Source organism: Pseudomonas batumici, assembly GCF_036585405.1.
GTDB lineage: Bacteria > Pseudomonadota > Gammaproteobacteria > Pseudomonadales > Pseudomonadaceae > Aquipseudomonas > Aquipseudomonas batumici.
In genome coordinates, this window is sequence record NZ_CP144470.1 from 572869 (window position 1) to 590300 (window position 17432).

The 17432-nt window shown below is 61.3% G+C and carries 16 protein-coding genes; 7 read left to right on the forward strand and 9 right to left on the reverse strand.

The features are described 5' to 3' along the window. Positions 1-10 precede the first annotated feature (10 nt). The 5 genes from NUH87_RS02245 to NUH87_RS02265 all read right to left on the reverse strand — a co-directional run bounded on the left by NUH87_RS02245 (position 11) and on the right by NUH87_RS02265 (position 5765). A complete protein-coding gene (locus tag NUH87_RS02245) occupies positions 11-1114 on the reverse strand; it encodes a sn-glycerol-3-phosphate ABC transporter ATP-binding protein UgpC (RefSeq protein WP_338524521.1) in 1104 nt (367 codons plus the stop codon). Between the two features lie 33 nt (positions 1115-1147). Continuing rightward, the gene (locus NUH87_RS02250) at positions 1148-1984 is read right to left on the reverse strand and encodes a carbohydrate ABC transporter permease (protein WP_338524522.1); all 837 of its coding nucleotides are present in this window, start codon (positions 1982-1984) and stop codon (positions 1148-1150) included. A gap of 10 nt (positions 1985-1994) precedes the next feature. Next, the gene (locus NUH87_RS02255; RefSeq protein ID WP_338524523.1) at positions 1995-2921 is read right to left on the reverse strand and encodes a sugar ABC transporter permease; all 927 of its coding nucleotides are present in this window, start codon (positions 2919-2921) and stop codon (positions 1995-1997) included. A 156-nt stretch (positions 2922-3077) separates the two neighbouring features. After that, on the reverse strand, positions 3078-4388 hold the full coding sequence (locus NUH87_RS02260) for an ABC transporter substrate-binding protein (protein ID WP_040067285.1): 1311 nt from the start codon (positions 4386-4388) through the stop codon (positions 3078-3080). 405 nt (positions 4389-4793) lie between these two features. Then, positions 4794-5765: a DNA-binding protein gene (locus NUH87_RS02265; RefSeq protein WP_338524524.1), complete on the reverse strand. Its 972-nt coding sequence runs from the start codon at positions 5763-5765 to the stop codon at positions 4794-4796. Positions 5766-5924: 159 nt separating this feature from the next. Between NUH87_RS02265 and NUH87_RS02270 the strand changes: the two genes are divergently transcribed. From NUH87_RS02270 to ahpF, 3 genes are all read left to right on the forward strand, one after another. Further along, the gene (locus tag NUH87_RS02270) at positions 5925-6878 is read left to right on the forward strand and encodes a site-specific integrase (protein ID WP_338524526.1); all 954 of its coding nucleotides are present in this window, start codon (positions 5925-5927) and stop codon (positions 6876-6878) included. Between the two features lie 285 nt (positions 6879-7163). After that, the gene (ahpC, locus tag NUH87_RS02275) at positions 7164-7727 is read left to right on the forward strand and encodes an alkyl hydroperoxide reductase subunit C (protein WP_020294651.1); all 564 of its coding nucleotides are present in this window, start codon (positions 7164-7166) and stop codon (positions 7725-7727) included. Between the two features lie 125 nt (positions 7728-7852). Next, positions 7853-9418, forward strand: coding sequence for an alkyl hydroperoxide reductase subunit F (ahpF, locus tag NUH87_RS02280; RefSeq protein WP_338524528.1), 1566 nt, complete (start codon positions 7853-7855; stop codon positions 9416-9418). Positions 9419-9483: 65 nt separating this feature from the next. Here ahpF and gloA read toward each other — a convergent pair whose 3' ends face one another. From gloA to NUH87_RS02300, 4 genes are all read right to left on the reverse strand, one after another. Further along, a complete protein-coding gene (gene gloA / locus NUH87_RS02285) occupies positions 9484-10014 on the reverse strand; it encodes a lactoylglutathione lyase (protein WP_338524529.1) in 531 nt (176 codons plus the stop codon). Positions 10015-10645: 631 nt separating this feature from the next. Next, positions 10646-11002, reverse strand: coding sequence for a histone-like nucleoid-structuring protein, MvaT/MvaU family (locus NUH87_RS02290; protein WP_040067269.1), 357 nt, complete (start codon positions 11000-11002; stop codon positions 10646-10648). A gap of 242 nt (positions 11003-11244) precedes the next feature. Further along, positions 11245-12816: an EAL domain-containing protein gene (locus NUH87_RS02295; RefSeq protein WP_338524531.1), complete on the reverse strand. Its 1572-nt coding sequence runs from the start codon at positions 12814-12816 to the stop codon at positions 11245-11247. Positions 12817-12892: 76 nt separating this feature from the next. Beyond that, the gene (locus NUH87_RS02300) at positions 12893-13765 is read right to left on the reverse strand and encodes a LysR family transcriptional regulator (protein WP_338524532.1); all 873 of its coding nucleotides are present in this window, start codon (positions 13763-13765) and stop codon (positions 12893-12895) included. A gap of 88 nt (positions 13766-13853) precedes the next feature. Between NUH87_RS02300 and NUH87_RS02305 the strand changes: the two genes are divergently transcribed. The 4 genes from NUH87_RS02305 to NUH87_RS02320 all read left to right on the forward strand — a co-directional run bounded on the left by NUH87_RS02305 (position 13854) and on the right by NUH87_RS02320 (position 17370). Further along, positions 13854-14795, forward strand: coding sequence for a DMT family transporter (locus NUH87_RS02305; RefSeq protein ID WP_338524533.1), 942 nt, complete (start codon positions 13854-13856; stop codon positions 14793-14795). 247 nt (positions 14796-15042) lie between these two features. Then, the gene (hppD, locus tag NUH87_RS02310; protein WP_040067263.1) at positions 15043-16119 is read left to right on the forward strand and encodes a 4-hydroxyphenylpyruvate dioxygenase; all 1077 of its coding nucleotides are present in this window, start codon (positions 15043-15045) and stop codon (positions 16117-16119) included. 88 nt (positions 16120-16207) lie between these two features. After that, entirely contained in the window at positions 16208-16726 is a 519-nt protein-coding gene (locus NUH87_RS02315) for a GNAT family N-acetyltransferase (RefSeq protein WP_338524534.1), read from the forward strand. A 149-nt stretch (positions 16727-16875) separates the two neighbouring features. After that, positions 16876-17370, forward strand: a complete 495-nt coding sequence (locus tag NUH87_RS02320) for a hypothetical protein (RefSeq protein ID WP_338524535.1) — start codon at positions 16876-16878, stop codon at positions 17368-17370. The last annotated feature ends 62 nt before the right edge of the window (positions 17371-17432 follow it).

Here is a 17432-nt window from a genome sequence, read left to right on the forward strand (position 1 = left end):
CTCTCGACAATCAGGCGGCAGCGCGCAGCGGACGGGCAACCGCCACACCGCCGGCATCGAATAAATGGCAGTGGCGGCTGTCCAGGTGCAGCTCGAGGGTTTCACCGTACTGGCTGGCCATGTCCCCGCGGATGCGCATGGTCAGGGCTTCGCCTGAGGCGGTGCGCACGTGGCAGAAGGTGTCGCTGCCCAGGCGTTCGCCGACGTCGGCGGTGACCTGCAGGGTGCAGTCGCCGGGCTTGGCGATTTCCAGGTGTTCCGGGCGAATGCCCAGGGTCACCGAGCTGCCGACGCTGAGGCTGGCGCCGCTCAATGGCAGGCTGATGCGCGTGCCGGCGTCCAGCTCGACTTCGCAGCCCTGGCCGTCGAGGCGACTGACCTTGCCCTTGAGAAAGCCCATTTTCGGGGTGCCGAGGAAGCCGGCGACGAACAGGTTGGCCGGCGCATGGTAGAGCTCCAGGGGCGAGCCGACCTGCTCGATGCGACCACCGTTGAGCACCACCACCTTGTCGGCCAGGGTCATGGCTTCGACCTGGTCGTGGGTCACGTAGATCATGGTGGCCTGCAACTCTTTATGCAGGCGCGCCAGTTCCAGGCGCATCTGCACCCGCAGGGCGGCATCGAGGTTGGACAGCGGTTCGTCGAACAGGAAGATCTTCGGGTTGCGCACGATGGCGCGGCCGATGGCGACCCGCTGGCGCTGGCCACCGGAGAGTTGCTTGGGCTTGCGCTCCAGCAGCGGGCCGAGCTCGAGGATTCGCGCGGCTTCATTGACCTTGCGTTCCACCTCGGCCTTGGCCTCGCCGGCCAGGTCCAGGGCGAAGGACATGTTCTTGCGCACACTCATGTGCGGGTAGAGGGCATAGGTCTGGAAAACCATGGCCAGGTCGCGCTTGGCCGGGCTGACTTCGGTGATATCGCGACCGTCCAGCTCGATGGTGCCGGAGGTGACTTCCTCCAGGCCCGCAATCAGCCGCAGCAGGGTCGATTTGCCGCAGCCGGACGGGCCGACGAAGACCACGAACTCGCGGTCGTTCACTTGCAGGTCGATGCCCTTGATGATGGACAGGCCTTCGAAGCCTTTCTGCAGATTCTTGATTTTCAGGTTGGCCATGATGGCGCTCCTTTTGTGCTTATTCTTTGAGGGCTATTTCACGGCGCCGAAGGACAGGCCGCGCACCAGTTGTTTCTGGCTGATCCAGCCGAAGATCAGGATCGGCGCGCAAGCCAGGGTCGAGACGGCCGACAGCTTGGCCCAGAACAGACCCTCGGGACTTGAGTAGGAAGCGATCAGCGCGGTCAGCGGCGCGGCGTGGGAGGACGTCAGGTTCAGTGACCAGAAGGCCTCGTTCCAGCACAGGATCAGTGACAGCAGCAGGGTCGAGGCCAGACCGCCCTTGCTGATCGGCAGCAGCACCCGGACCATTTCCTGCCACAGGGTCGCGCCGTCGAGGCGGGCGGCCTCGAGGATGTCCTTGGGGATGTCCTTGAAGTAGGTGTAAATCATCCAGACCACGATCGGCAGGTTGATCAGCGTGTAGATCGCGACCAGCGCGATGCGCGTGTCCAGCAGGCCAAAGCCCTTGGCCAGCAGGTAGATCGGCATCAGCACCCCCACCGGCGGCAGCATCTTGGTGGAGAGCATCCACAGCAGCGTGCGCTTGGTCCGCTGGGTTTCATAGAACGCCATGGAGTAGGCCGCCGGCACCGCGATCAGCAGGCACAGCAGCGTGGCGCTGAAGGAAATCACCACCGAGTTCCAGGCGAAGTGGAAGTAGTCGCTGCGCTCCTGGATATGCAGGTAGTTCGCAAGCGTCGGGCTGAAGAAGAACTGGGGCGGCGTGGCGAACGCGTCGATCTCGGTCTTGAAGCTGGTCAGCACCATCCAGAAGATCGGGAAGAAGATCAGGATCGCAATGGCCCAGGCCAGGAGGCCGAGCAGAACGCTTTGCAGGCGCCGGGATTGTTTGAGTGTGAGGGTCATGGCGCGGGCCTCAAGGCTTGTCTGTCAGGTTTCTGCCGATCATCCGCACCAGGATGATCGCGGCGATATTGGCGATGACCACGGCGATCAGGCCGCCGGCCGACGCCATGCCGACGTCGAACTGCACCAGCGCCTGGTTGTAGATCAGGTAGGCCAGGTTGGTCGAGGCATAGCCGGGACCGCCGTTGGTGGTGGTGAAGATTTCGGCGAACACCGAGAGCAGGAAGATGGTCTCGATCATCACCACTACGGCGATCGGCCGGGCCAGGTGCGGCAGGGTCAGGTGCCAGAAGATCGCCACGGGACCGGCACCGTCCAGGCGCGCGGCTTCTTTCTGTTCCTGGTCGAGGGACTGCATGGCGGTCATCAGGATCAGGATGGCGAAGGGCAGCCACTGCCAGGACACGATGATGATGATCGACAGCAGCGGGTAGTGGGCCAGCCAGTCCACCGGCTGCGCGTCGAACAGTCGCCACAGCGCGGCGAGGATCCCCGAGACCGGGTGGAAAATCAGGTTCTTCCAGATCAGTGCGCCCACGGTGGGCATGATGAAGAAGGGCGAGATCAGCAGGACCCGGACGATACCGCGACCGAAGAACTCACTGGCCTCCAGCAGCGCCGAGATCAGCACGCCGAACACCACGCTGATCAGCAGCACGCTGCCCACCAGCAACAGGGTGTTGGTGGCACCGGGGAGAAAACCCGAGTCGGTCAGGAAGTAGCTGAAGTTTTCCAGCCCGACGAACTGGTTTTCCCCCGGGTAGAGCAGGTTGTAGCGGATCAGCGAAAAGTAGAGGGTCATGCCCAGGGGCACGATCATCCACAGCAGCAGCAGGCCGACTGACGGGGTGACCAGAAACCAGCCGGGGTTGCGCAAACGGCTTTTGCGCACGGGCAGGGGGATATCCATATGGGCTTTGGCAGTGGAGGTATTCATGGCGTTAAAACCGATTGAGAACAGGAGCAGACACGACTCGGACTTTGTAGGAGCGAGCTTGCTCGCGATGGTCGTTAACGATGACGCGTGTCCAGCAGGTAAACGCGGCGCCTTTGAGTCCATCGCCGGCAAGCCGGCTCCTACAGAGATTCGGGGTTACTTGGGATAACCCGCGCGTTTCATTTCCCGTTCGGTGAAAGTCTGGGCATCGGCCAGGGCCTTGTCCGCCGTGGTCTGGCCGGTCAGCGCGGCGGAGAACTGCTTGCCGACCTGGGTGCCGATGGCCTGGAACTCGGGAATGGTCACCAGCTGGATCCCCACATAAGGCACGGGCTTGGCGCTCGGGTCTTTCGGGTTGGCGGCCTTGAGCGATTCCAGGGTGATCTTCGCGAACGGCGCGGCCTTCATATAGGCATCGCTGTAGGTCGAGGCGCGCGTGCCCGGCGGTACGTTGGCAATGCCGTCTTCCTTGGCGACCAGGGCCGCGTACTCCCTGGAGGTGGCCCAGCTGCTGAAGACCTTCGCCGCGTCCTTGGCCTTGGAACTGGTGGGGATCGCCAGGGCCCAGGAGTAGAGCCAGGCCGAGCCTTTGTCGGTGACCTGGTGCGGCGCGTAGGTAAAGCCCACGTGGTCGCTGACCTTGCTCTGGGTCTTGTCGGTGACGAAGGAGCCGGCCACGCTGGCGTCGACCCACATGGCGCACTTGCCGCTGTTGAACAGCGCCAGGTTTTCGTTGAAGCCGTTACTCGAGGCGCCCGGCGGGCCGGCCTTCTTCATGGTCTCGGCATAGAAGTTCAGGGCGTTCTTCCATTCGGGGCCGTTGAATTCCGGTTGCCACTTCTCATCGAACCAGCGGGCGCCGTAGGCATTGGCCACGGTGGTGATCAGGGCCATGTTCTCGCCCCAGCCGGCCTTGCCCCGCAGGCAGATACCGTATTGTTCCTTCTCGGGGTGGTTGAGCTTGGCGGCGAATTCGCCGATCTGTTCCCAGGTCGGGCGTTCGGGCATGCTCAGGCCGGCGTCCTTGAACAGGTCGGTGCGGTAGTAGGTCATGGAGCTTTCGGCATAGAACGGCAGGGCGAACAGCGTGCCCTTGACGGAAAGACCGTCACGCACCGACGGGAATACGTCGTCGATATCGTAGGAAGCGGGCAGGTTGTTCATCGGTTCCAGCCAGCCCTTGGCGCCCCAGAGTGCAGCTTCGTACATGCCGATGGTCAGCACGTCGAACTGGCCGCCCTGGGTGGCGATGTCGGTGGTCAGGCGTTGACGCAGGACGTTTTCTTCCAGCACCACCCAGTTGAGCTTGATGTCCGGGTGCTCGGCTTCGAAGGTCTTCGACAGCTTCTGCATGCGGATCATGTCGCTGTTGTTGACGGTGGCGATGGTCAGGGTCTGGGCGGCGAGGCTGACGCCGCTGAGGGTGAGGCCGGTGGTGACGAGCAGTGCGGTGGCAATGGCTTTCATCGAACACTCCTCTTCTGGCGCACGGAGGCGCTCGAAGGTCGGTTTATTGTTGTTGTGTCTTCCGGTGCCCAGGAAGAATCTGGCGTTGATTACAGCCTTCAAATGCCGTGCTGACAAATCCTTGACGACACTTCAATCGGTACTTTTTTGCACTGGGGTGAAATGTCGCAGGTCGGCGAAACAGCTGGTCGAGCTGGGGGGATGGGGATTTGCGGGGTGTGCAGGTGGCGAATCCGTACATATTCGGACGGCTTCGGCAGGGGAAATGATTGCGGTGAATGTGAGGTCGCCATCGCCAGCAAGCCGGCTCCTACAAGTCGGCGTTCCAACACAAAGATATCGCCAGGCCCGTCTTCTGTAGGAGCCGGCTTGCTGGCGATAGCAGTGACGAATACTGCATCGCCATCAAGTCAGGCGGACTACCTCTTCAAGCGCTGTTTCAGCTTCAGCTAGTTTGAGTTCAAGCGCTTGAACCAGTCCCTGCCGATCCGCAGCCGCAAGCTTGAGCGACTCGGCATCCTCCAGTGCCACCCGCAGGCGCTCCCGGAGCAGGGTGCCCTCATTCTCCAGCGTTCGCGCGTGCTCGAGCTGCTGCTCCCCGCGCACCTGCTCTTTTTCCAGCTGCACCTGCGCCAGCTTGAGCGCCTTCGAGGTTGCCCGACCCTCCGCCAGCAGCCGTTCATTATCCCGGTGCAGTTGGGTGATCTCGTCCTGGCGCACCAACGCGCTCTGCTGGGCCTGGCGCAGCTCCATCTGCACCTGTTGCAACTGCGCTTCATGCCGGCGCTGTTCCTGGTCGCGCTGGTCGCGGGCGGCACTGCGGAAATGTTCCAGGGCCTCGCGAGCATGCAAGTGCCTGTCCTCCAGGGAGCGGATCTGCTGGTCCTTGTCCTTGAGGCGCAATTCGTAATCGTTGCAGGCCTGGCTCAGCCCGGCGTTGCGGGTCTGTTCGGTCTGCAGCATCGAGCGGGTGGCCTGCAGGTTGCCCGATTCATCGGCCAGGGCCACTGACTGGATCTCGAACTGACGTCGCTGCTGTTCCAGCTGCCGGGTCATCTCGGCCAATTGCGCCTGCCATTCGGCTTTTTCCGCCGCCCACTGCGCCCGAGCCTGCTCGACAGGTTCCCGGGCCTGTTCCTGAAGGCGTTGCGCCAACCGGGAGACCAGTTCTCCCAGCTCCTCATCGAGTGACTCCACCGGCGCCGAGCGCCGCAGGTCACTGTCGTCCAGTTCCTTGAGGTAGCGGTGGATGGTGGTCTTGGAGCCGGTATTGCCCATTTCGATACGTACCGCATCGATGCTCGGGTGCTCGCCGCGGGCGAGAATCGCCAAGCGTGCCGTTTGCACCACTGCCTTGTTCACGCCGCCGCGAGCCATGTTCTCTCCTACGATTTCGTACCGTGGTACGTACCACGTAATTACATATCATATACATAAAATAAAGAAGTCGATATTTGAAATAATTGACACGGGATATACTGGTATTACCCCATGTGATGAGCCGTTTTCGCATTTTTGCCTGGGGAATCAGTACGCATGTCGGGAACCGAAGCGATGAACGAGCTGGAGCGCTACCTGCAGGCGGCGACGCGGGACAACACCCGTCGCAGCTACCAGGCCGCCATAGAACATTTCGAAGTGAGTTGGGGTGGCTTCCTGCCGGCCACCAGCGACAGTGTGGTGCGCTACCTGATGGCCCATGCCGGCGTGCTCTCGATCAACACCCTGAAGCTGCGGCTCTCGGCCCTGGCGCAGTGGCACAACAGCCAGGGTTTTGCCGATCCGACCAAGGCGCCCCTGGTGCGCAAGGTGTTCAAGGGCATCCGCGCCCTACACCCGGCCCGGGAGAATCAGGCCGAACCGCTCGAGTTGCAGCATCTGGAGCAAGTCGTCGCCAGGCTCGATGCCCAGGCGAGCCTGGCCCTGGCCGCCGATGATCGACCGACGCTGCTGCGCGCCCGGCGCGACAAGGCGTTGATCCTACTGGGCTTCTGGCGGGGTTTTCGCAGCGATGAGCTTTGTCGCCTGGAGATCGAGCATGTCCGCGCCGTCGCCGGCACAGGCATGACGCTCTATTTGCCGCGCAGCAAAAGCGACCGTGAAAACCTCGGCAAGACCTATCAGGCCCCGGCCTTGCAGCGCCTGTGTCCGGTGCAGGCCTATATCGACTGGATCAATAGCGCCGCGCTGGTGCGTGGCCCGGTGTTTCGCGGCATCGATCGCTGGGGGCACCTGGGAGAGGAGGGCCTGCACGCCAACAGTGTCATCCCCTTGCTGCGCCAGGCGCTGGAACGCGCCGGGATTGCCGCCGAGCACTACACCAGCCATTCGTTGCGCCGGGGCTTCGCCACCTGGGCCCACCGCAGCGGCTGGGACCTGAAGTCGCTGATGAGCTATGTCGGCTGGAAGGACATGAAGTCGGCCATGCGCTATATCGAGGCCAGTCCTTTTCCGGGCATGAGCCTGGTCACCGAGAAACCGGTGGATTAGGCTCTGTACGATAACTGCCTGCGCGACGATCATGCTGCGTTAAAAACAGGCTCGGAATGCTCATGTAGGCCCCTACACTCCGCTTCCTCGCCTGTTTTTGCCTTGCCTGATCGCCGCTCGGCGAGTTTTCGTACAGACCCTAGGGAGCATAAGATTTCTTCTATTAATAGCGTCTGCTCATAGCAAATACCAATCGTGAGCATCAGCTTTGCCAATGAGCCAGGGCAGGAAAGAATGGCTAGGATTCTCCCCATCAACTTCTTAACCCATGACGGAGAGTCAACGATGCCTATCATCAACAGCCAAGTTAAACCGTTCAAAGCAACCGCTTTCAAAAACGGCGCATTCGTCGAAGTCTCGGACGCTGACCTGAAAGGCAAATGGTCTGTCGTGTTCTTCTACCCAGCCGACTTCACCTTCGTTTGCCCGACCGAACTGGAAGACCTGGCTGACAACTACGCCGAGTTCCAGAAACTGGGCGTCGAGATCTACAGCGTGTCGACCGACACCCACTTTGCCCACGCGGCCTGGCACAACACTTCGCCAGCCATCGGCAAGATCCAGTACACCATGATCGGCGACCCGACCCTGACCATCTCGCGCAACTTCGACGTCCTGATCGAGGAAGCTGGCCTGGCAGACCGTGGCACTTTCGTGATCAACCCGGAAGGCCAGATCAAAATCGTTGAAATCAACGATGGCGGCGTCGGTCGTGATGCTTCCGAGCTGCTGCGCAAGATCAAGGCCGCTCAATACGTTGCCGCTCACCCAGGCGAAGTCTGCCCAGCCAAGTGGAAAGAAGGCGAGGCCACCCTGGCTCCGTCCCTGGACCTGGTCGGCAAGATCTAAGTCCGTGAGTCATTCAAGGGCGGTCATCCGCACTTCATAAGTCAGCCGCACCGCCCCATAACGCCCGGGTGGTAATCACCTGGGCGTTGTTATTTCTAGAGTACTGAAAAAGGGAAATCGCCCGCATGTTGGACGCCAATCTTAAAGCCCAGTTGAAGTCGTACCTGGAACGGGTTACGCAACCGATCGAGATCGTCGCCTCCCTTGATGACGGCGCGAAATCTCAGGAAATGCTCGCGCTGCTCAAAGACGTCGCCAGTCTTTCCGCGGACATCACCTTGCTGGACAACGGTACCGATGCGCGCAAGCCGTCGTTCTCGTTGAATCGCCCGGGAGCCGATATCAGCCTGCGTTTCGCCGGTATCCCCATGGGCCACGAATTCACTTCGCTGGTGCTGGCCTTGCTGCAAGTCGGCGGCCACCCTTCGAAGGCCAGTGTCGAAGTCATCGAACAGATCCGCTCGCTCAAGGGTGAGTTCAACTTCGAGACCTATTTCTCGCTGTCCTGCCAGAACTGCCCGGACGTGGTCCAGGCGCTGAACCTGATGGCGGTGCTGAACCCGAACATCCGTCACGTCGCCATCGACGGCGCGTTGTTCCAGGACGAAGTCAACGATCGCAAGATCATGGCCGTGCCCAGTATCTACCTCAACGGCGTGAACTTCGGCCAGGGCCGCATGGGCCTGGAGGAAATCCTCGGCAAGCTCGACACCGGCGCCACCCAGAAGCAAGCGGAAAAAATCAGCGCCAAGGACGCCTTTGAGGTCCTGGTGGTCGGCGGTGGCCCGGCCGGTGCCGCAGCGGCGATCTATGCCGCACGCAAAGGCATTCGTACCGGTGTCGCGGCGGAGCGTTTCGGTGGCCAGGTGCTGGACACCATGGCGATCGAGAACTTTATCTCGGTCCAGGAAACCGAAGGGCCGAAGCTGGCCAGCGCCCTGGAAGAGCACGTTCGCCAGTACGATGTCGATATCATGAACCTGCAACGCGCCAGTGCCCTGGTGCCGGCCAAGCGTGCCGGCGAGCTGCACGAAGTGCGCTTTGAAAGCGGTGCCAGCCTCAAGGCCAAGACCGTGATCCTGGCCACCGGTGCCCGCTGGCGTGAAATGGGCGTGCCGGGCGAGCAGGAATACAAGGCCAAGGGCGTGTGCTTCTGCCCGCACTGTGACGGCCCGCTGTTCAAGGGCAAGCGCGTCGCGGTGATCGGTGGCGGCAACTCCGGTGTCGAGGCCGCCATCGACCTGGCCGGTATCGTCAGTCACGTGACGCTGCTGGAGTTCGACAGCAAGCTGCGCGCCGATGCCGTGCTGCAACGCAAGCTGTACAGTCTGCCGAACGTCACGGTCATCACCACGGCGCTGACCAGCGAGGTCAAGGGGGATGGGCAGAAGGTCACCGGCCTGGTCTACAAGGATCGCGATTCGGGTGAGTTCCACACCGTCGACCTGGAAGGCATCTTTGTGCAGATCGGTCTGTTGCCGAACACCGACTGGCTCAAAGGCAGCGTCGAACTGTCTCCACGCGGCGAGATCATAGTCGACTCCCGTGGCGAGACCTCGCTGCCTGGGATTTTCGCTGCCGGTGACGTCACCACGGTGCCGTACAAGCAGATCGTGATCGCGGTGGGCGAGGGGGCCAAGGCTTCGTTGAGCGCCTTCGACCACCTGATCCGCACGTCAGCCCCCGCCTGATAACGGCGCACATGAAAAACCCCATGAATCGAAGATTCATGGGGTTTTTTCTTTACAGGGCGCGATCAGGCATCCAGCAGCGGCGCCGGCTGGATGATTTCAACCCAGTAGGCGTCCGGATCCTTGACGAAGGCCAGGCTTTTCATGCGACCGTCGCTCAGGCGTTTCTGGAACTCCACGCCCAGGGCTTCGAAGCGTTCGCAGGCGGCACGAATATCCGGCACCGAGATGCAGATGTGGCCGAAACCCCGGGGATCGGTATTGCCATTGTGGTAGGCGAAGTCCGGGTCATTTTCGGTGCCGTGGTTGTGGGTCAGTTCCAGGATGCCTGGAATCGACTTCATCCACTGGGTGCGCTCGGCGGCATCGGCCGGGATCCGGGCCTTGTCCACCAGCGCGAGGAAATACAGGCTGAATTCGGCCTCGGGGAAGTCACGCTTCTCCACCAGGGAGAAACCCAGTACGCGGGTGTAGAAATCCAGGGACCGGGTGATGTCCTTGACCCGCAGCATGGTGTGGTTGAACACGAAGCCCTGGGTGGCGGTGTCGGGTTGGGCGGTCACGCCGGGGAGGGTGTTCAGGTCTTGCAGGCTCATGGGCTCTCCGCAAAGCTGGTAAAAAAGGCGGGCGATCATGGACGCGGCAGCAGACTCGCCGATTCCGATCCTGTGGGCTGGGATCATACTGAAAGCGGGGTGCGGGCGCCAAATTCGGACGGGCGGATTTTAGTCCCGAGCACAGCGGAGCCGGGTAATAGCGGGCTACTTCGGTTTTGTCAGGAAGTTATAGGAAAGTGTATACAGGTCGCCGAAGAGGCATAAAGAAGCCCGCCGAAGCGGGCATTGGGGCGCTAATCCTTTAGCAGCCTTCATCCTGTAAGAATGGATGTGAAAAATCTGTGAAGCTCATGAGCGGCTTGTTTTTCATCCGACAGGCGTAATAGGGAGCAGGCATTCGCTCAGGGCCGTGTGAGAAATTCTTTACATGCAATATAAGAGAAGGTGAAACGCTTTGGTCCGGCTATAACGGGCATTCTGTCGTTTTTGAGTTCTGCTTTCCCGACACCAGACTCAAAGTGGGAACTCTTGTCTGAAAGTCTTGTCACCGCCATGAACGATGGATAGCTTGCTAATTGAATAGCAGAGTGGTTCTGGGCGTCATCGCCTGTACGCCGGGTGCCAAGAAAAAAGCCCTGCGTGGGCAGGGCTTTGGCGTTGAGGCGCGAAGTCAACCGCGCAGCCAGGAATCCACGGTAGCCGCACCGTATTGTTCCTTCCAGGCTTTCAGGCCACGGTGATTGCCGCCCTTGGTTTCGATCAGCTCACCGGTATGAGGGTTGTGGTAGACCTTGACCACGCGGGCGCGGCGCTGCTTGGGCGCCGCGGCGGCGGCCCGACCCGCGCTGGGGTCGAGGATCGCGATGATATCGCGCAGGCTCTTGTCGTAGGATTTCATCAGGCCCTTGAGTTTTTCCTCGAACTCGATCTCCTTCTTGAGCCCCGCATCGTTTTTCAGGGCTTCCAGCTGGGCGAGTTGTGCTTTCAGGGCTTGTTCTGCGGCACGGAATTCAGCGAGTTTGGACAAGATGTTTATCTCCACGAATTGTATTCGGCTGCCATCTACCTAAAACAAAACGACAAGCCAATGCTTGCAACGGCTTTCGTCACGCGTATGCACCTTGGTGTGGCAGTGCGGAAAGTTACTTATAAGCCTCTCGGGCTCCTGTCAATTTACAGCATGCATGAAAAAGTGTAGTAGTTATCACGCCAAGAGTAAATAACGTGCTCTAGGTGTTACAAAAAATAGGATAGACAAGTGCCCGCGACTTATTCCGATACCGCGATATTATCCTCTTGTACGCAGGCCTGCCGTTTGAAATTGTCGAGAAAGTCTTCCGCCGGCAGCGGCTTGCCAAACAAGTAGCCCTGGAGAAATCCAACGCCCCGGGATGTCAGGTAGTCGCGTTGCGCAAGGGTTTCGACCCCTTCGGCGACGATCCCTAGTTCAAGCTTGGCGCTCAACTCGATAATGCTGTCCAGAATATGCCCTGATAACGCGTCGGCGCCGATCATGGCGACGAAGCTCTGATCGATTTTCAGGTAGTCGACATTGAACTGGCGCAAGTAACTGAGGCTGGAATGCCCGGTGCCGAAGTCGTCGATGGCAATCATCACGCCCATTTCGCGCAACTGGGCGAACAGTTGGTGGGCAACGGCGCTGGGTTCGATCAGTTCCCGTTCCGTCAACTCCAGCACCAGGCGCACCTGACCCGGAGCAAAGGCGGCAAGAAAGTCGCGGCAGTCATCCACCAGTTCGAGGTCCTGGCAATGCCGGGCGGTGATGTTCACGCCCAGGTGAAAGCCGGGTTCAAAGCCCGCCGCGTGCGGGGCGAGCAGGGCGGCGGTCTGTTGCAGCAATGAACGGGTCATCGGCACGATCAGGCCTGAATCTTCGGCCAGGGGAATGAACAGGTCCGGGCGCACCAGCCCCTCACGGGGATGCCTCCAGCGCATCAACACTTCCGCCCCCGCCCATTGCCGGGTATCGCTGCGCACCACCGGCTGGAAATAGGGAATGAATTCCCGGGCTTCCAGGGCTCGCCTCAGTTCGTGGGTCGGTGCGCCGGAACGCTTTTGCAACCAGCGTGCCGTGGCCCCGGCCAGCACACCGAGCACCAGCAGCAGGGCCATCGGGGCCGGATACTCCTTGCCGACGTAACGCCAGGCTTCTCCCGCGGGGAAGCCGGTGCTGACGCTGAAAGGGAAGCGGCTGGAGGACAAGCTCGTCTGCCCGACGGCAAACCCGGGGGCGGTGCCCTCGTGGACCTGGCCCTGGCCGGAGATCCAGACATCGCCGACCTGCAGGTACAAACCGGCTTCACGGCCGATCAGGCGCAGGGTATTGGCCAGGTGATAGCCGTCGATGCTGACCATGGCGGCCCCCTTGCCGTCCTGCAGGCGGTAGGCCAGAAGCGAAGACTTGGGGGTCACCGGATTGCCGTTCATCAGCCAGAGCGTGCCGTCGACATAGTCGGCCGGGTCGATCGCTTCCTGATAAGGCCCGAACAGCGAGGTGCAATACAGGTTGTTGTTCCAGGCCAGGTTCGCGGCCCGGACGTAGGGCTGTCGGGTGACCTGCTCGCGCAAGGCAAATTTGATGTCGTCGCAAGGCTGGCCGGCCAGGGGCAGGATGACATTGGCGGACTCGGCGGCATTGTCGAGCATCAGGTCGAACTGCCTCAGGGCTTCGCCGGCGGTTTTCCCGGCGTCCTCGCCCAAGGTCCGACCGGCTTGCCAGTGCAGGATGGCGATCCCCGAGAGGATCGGCAACAGGCCGATCAACAAGCTCAAGGCGTAACGCACGAACCAGGAGCGGGAAGCTTTGGCGGTCAATGGCATTGAAATGAACCTGTAGGGGCAAGGGCGCCTGGAAGAGGGCTGTTGCCATGATAGTCGGCTGAGAGCGTTCGCACCCTCAGCGATAGTCGAATCGACCGGCCAGGTCGATAAAGGCCTGGGTCGCCGGGGAGACCTGGCGCCGGTCGAGCACGGCGATACCGATCTGGCGCTTGACCCGCGGCGACAATGGCCGGCTGACGTAGCCAGGGTCCGGATGTTCCGGCAGGGATTGTTCGGCGACCACCGTCACGCCTTCGCCACGGGCCACGGTGGCCAGGGTACTGAGCAGTTGTGCGGTACGGTAGCGGATGTCGGGGACCAGGCGCTGGGCCGCGAACAGCTGGGAAACCAGTTCTCCGGAGCCGGCGCCGGTCAGGATGAACGGGTCCTGGCACAACGCCTTGAGCTCGATGGCCGGCTGCTCGCACAACGGGTGGCCGACGGGGAGCAGGGCGACCATCTGGTCTTCCACCAGGGCAAAGGTGTCGAAGCGCTCCTGCGGCAGCACCACGAACCCCACGTCGATACGGCGCTCCTCCAGCCATTGCAGGACCTGCCGGTCGGGGCCTTCGTCGACCTGCACCTGGATGCCCGGATGGGCCAGGCGATAATGCGCCAGGAGTGCCGGCAGCAGTTTGCTCGAAGAAGTCGGCCCAAACGAACCGATGCGCAGGGTCCCGCGTTTCATGCCGCGGGCATCGGCGGCTTCCTGGCGCAAGGTGTCCGCCAGGCCGAGCATGGCTCGCGCCCGTTGCAGCAATTGCGCACCGATGTCCGTCAATTCCACCTGGCCCTGGTGCCGGCGCAGCAACTCGACGCCCAATTCCTGCTCCAGTCCCTTGAGGGCATGGGACACCGCCGACTGGCTGATCCCCAGACGCAAGGCCGCACTGGTGAAACCGCGCAGTTCGGCCACCAGGGAAAACACTTCCAGCTGGGTCAGGGTCATGAGCTTTTACTCATTTTACGATGAGTCGACATAAATAAAATAATGCAGCCAGTTTGACAACCGTCCTTCTCGATCCGCAGGAAAAGCCATGCACACACAGGTATCCACTTTCGCCGCCGACAGCGACCTGCGGGTCTACTTCAAGCTCGCCGGGGTCTCGATGATCTGGGGCGGGACCTTTGTCGCCGGGCGCTTCCTGTCCAGCGATATCGCGCCGTTGCTGCTCGCCAGCCTGCGCTTCCTGCTGGCCAGTGTGATCCTGCTGGCGTTTATCCTGGTGACGCGCATCCCGTTGCTGCGACCGGACAGGAAACAATTCGCGCAATTGGCGCTGCTGGGTTTTTTCGGCATCTTCTTCTACAACCTCTGCTTCTTTTACGGCCTGCACTACATCAATGCCTCGCGGGCGTCACTGATCGTGGTGCTGAATCCGGCGGTGTTCGGGCTGGCTTCATGGCTGTTCTTCAAGGAGCGGCTGAGCACGCCGAAAGTACTCGGCATAGTGGTCTGCATGGCCGGGGCAGGGCTGGTGATCGTCAGTGGCAATCGGACGGTGTTCGAGGGCACGGCCCGGACCTGGATGGGTGATCTGCTGATTTTCGGCTGCGTACTGTCCTGGGCGGTCTACTCGTTGTTTTCCCGCAACCTGACCCGGGTGCTGGGCCCGCTGGCCACCGTGACCTATTCCATCTGGCTCGGCACGGCCATGCTCTGGCTGGCGACCTGGATGCGCGGGGAGGCGAGTCTTGTCGCTATCGAAACCTTGAGTCCTCCCCAACTGTCGAGCCTGGTCTACCTCGGCGGCCTGGGGTCGGCGCTGGCCTATATCTGGTACTACGATGGCATCCAGCGCATCGGCGCGACGCGCTCGGGTGTGTTTATCGGTCTCAATCCGCTGACGGCGGTGATCTGCGGCGCGCTGTTGCTGGGCGAGCAATTGACGCTGATCATGTGCCTGGGTGGGGGCCTGATCCTGGCCGGTATCTACCTGTGCAACCGGCCGGCATCCCGCTTGCCCGGGAGGAAATGAAAAAGGGATACGGACAAACCGGTTTACGCCATGTAGAATCTGTTTACGCATATAAGAATAACGTCTTCTGGCAGCAGAAGCCTCGCCCTGAGAGACTGGGTCGATCATGAAGATACTTGGGTTTCAACTGATCTACGGCGACTTCCTTGCCCGCAGCGTGCGGGGGATTTCCTGTGCGCCACCCACCAACGTCCGCATTGATAGCAACTAACTGACCGTTACTTGATAAAAATGATGAGGCGTCACCATGACCGATATCTTCGAAAACCCGATGGGCCTGATGGGCTTCGAGTTCATTGAATTCGCATCGCCGACCCCCAACACCCTGGAGCCGATCTTCGAGATCATGGGCTTCAGCAAGGTCGCGACCCACCGCTCCAAGAACGTGCACCTGTATCGCCAGGGCGCGATCAACCTGATCCTCAACAACGAGCCCCACAGCGAGGCGTCCTACTTTGCCGCCGAGCACGGTCCTTCGGTGTGCGGCATGGCCTTCCGGGTGAAAAACGCCCAGCAGGCCTATGCCCGTGCGCTGGAGCTGGGTGCCCAGCCGATCCATATCGCCACCGGCCCGATGGAGCTGAACCTGCCGGCGATCAAGGGCATCGGCGGCGCGCCGCTGTACCTGATCGACCGTTACGGCGAAGGCAACTCGATCTATGACATCGACTTCGTCTTCCTCGAAGGCGTCGACCGCCACCCGCAGGGCGCGGGCTTGAAGATCATCGACCACCTGACCCACAACGTGTACCGCGGACGCATGGCCTACTGGGCGAACTTCTACGAGAAGCTGTTCAACTTCCGCGAGATCCGCTACTTCGACATCAAGGGCGAATACACCGGCCTGACCTCCAAAGCCATGACCGCGCCGGACGGCATGATCCGTATCCCGCTGAACGAGGAATCGTCCAAGGGCGCCGGGCAGATCGAAGAGTTCCTGATGCAGTTCAACGGCGAGGGCATCCAGCACGTGGCGTTCCTCACCGACGACCTGATCAAGACCTGGGATCACTTGAAGAAGATCGGCATGCGCTTCATGACCGCGCCGCCGGAGACTTACTACGAGATGCTCGAAGGCCGCCTGCCGAACCATGGCGAGCCGGTCAAGGAACTGCAATCGCGCGGGATCCTGCTGGACGGCTCCTCGCAGGAAGGCGACAAGCGCCTGCTGCTGCAGATCTTCTCGGAAACCCTGATGGGGCCGGTGTTCTTCGAGTTCATCCAGCGCAAGGGTGACGACGGTTTCGGCGAAGGCAACTTCAAGGCACTGTTCGAGTCCATCGAGCGTGACCAGGTTCGCCGCGGCGTACTGGCTACCGAGTAAGCACCTCCCGCTCCATAGGCGGCCCCTGTCGGGGCCGCCGTTCCTGCTCTACACTGGCTGGCCTTGTTGTTTTTATGGATGAAAAACGATGCCAACAGCCACTCCCTCCATCGTCATCGAGCGCTTCCGAGAAGCCCATGTCGACGGTGTGACCGCCCTCTACAACGAACCCGCCGTCTGCCGCCAGGTGCTGCAAATGCCGTTTCAGTCCACCGAAGTCTGGCGGCAACGGCTGATTCAGCGCCAGGACAACGAACGCCTGCTCTCACTGGTGGCACTGCATCAGGGCGTGGTCATCGGCAGTTGCTCCCTGGAGCAGTACGCACGTGTGCGCCGCAGCCACGCCGGCACCCTGGGCATGGGCGTGGCGACGGCCTGGCAAGGCAAAGGCATCGGTTCGAAGCTGCTGGCTGCGGCGCTGGAGGTGGCGGACAACTGGATGAACCTGCAGCGCGTCGAGTTGACGGTGTATACCGATAACCTCGCCGCCCAGGGGCTGTATCGCAAGTTCGGGTTCGAGGAGGAGGGCGTGATGCGAGATTACGCGATTCGCGATGGCGGCCTGGTGGATACGTTGAACATGGCGCGGTTCCGCCGGCCGGCCTGAAGCCCGGCCGGGTCCTCTGCTTCAACTGCTGGCTGGCACCTTCTTTAGCAGAAAGGTTCACGGGTGCCCGCCCGCGAGTTAATCGCACGCCCCGCGGCACGATCTGCCATGATCGAGACTTCGTTCAGGTTCACCCGAGGAGCGCTCCAATGAATGGTGTACAGCAACTGGGGGAAATGCTCCGGCACTACGCCGATACCGAAGCCCACAAGAAACAGCTGTTCGAAAAGCAGTCGGCCCACTGGGCGGCGCGAATCGTCGAGTTGTTCGATCGCATGGAGCAGTGGCTGGCTCCGGTAAAGAGCCCGAACCTGCTCGAGACGCAGCGTGAGGCCTATGTGGCCTTTGGCCCCAACCTGACGGTGGAGGCCTCGACTTTCAAGACGCAGAAGCTGACGATCCAGATCGCCGGCAAAACGATGGAATTCGTCCCGGAAGTGATGGGGGCCGGCGGCTCCATTTCCCTGGCGGTGATGGGGCACACCGCGGCACGGCATGGCAGCGTTTCACTGGTGGGCGTACCGGGTACCAGCGATTGGCAATGGCGCAAGGCCAATGGTCTCAAGGACCCGGACGTCTATGTGTTCGATGCCGACTTTCTGGCCCTGCAGCTGCAAAGTCTTATTCCCCGCGAATACCACTGAAGCGTCCGGCATGGACATAATCAGATTCCCACGACAAAAAAAGCCCGGGAGGGTTTGCCGGG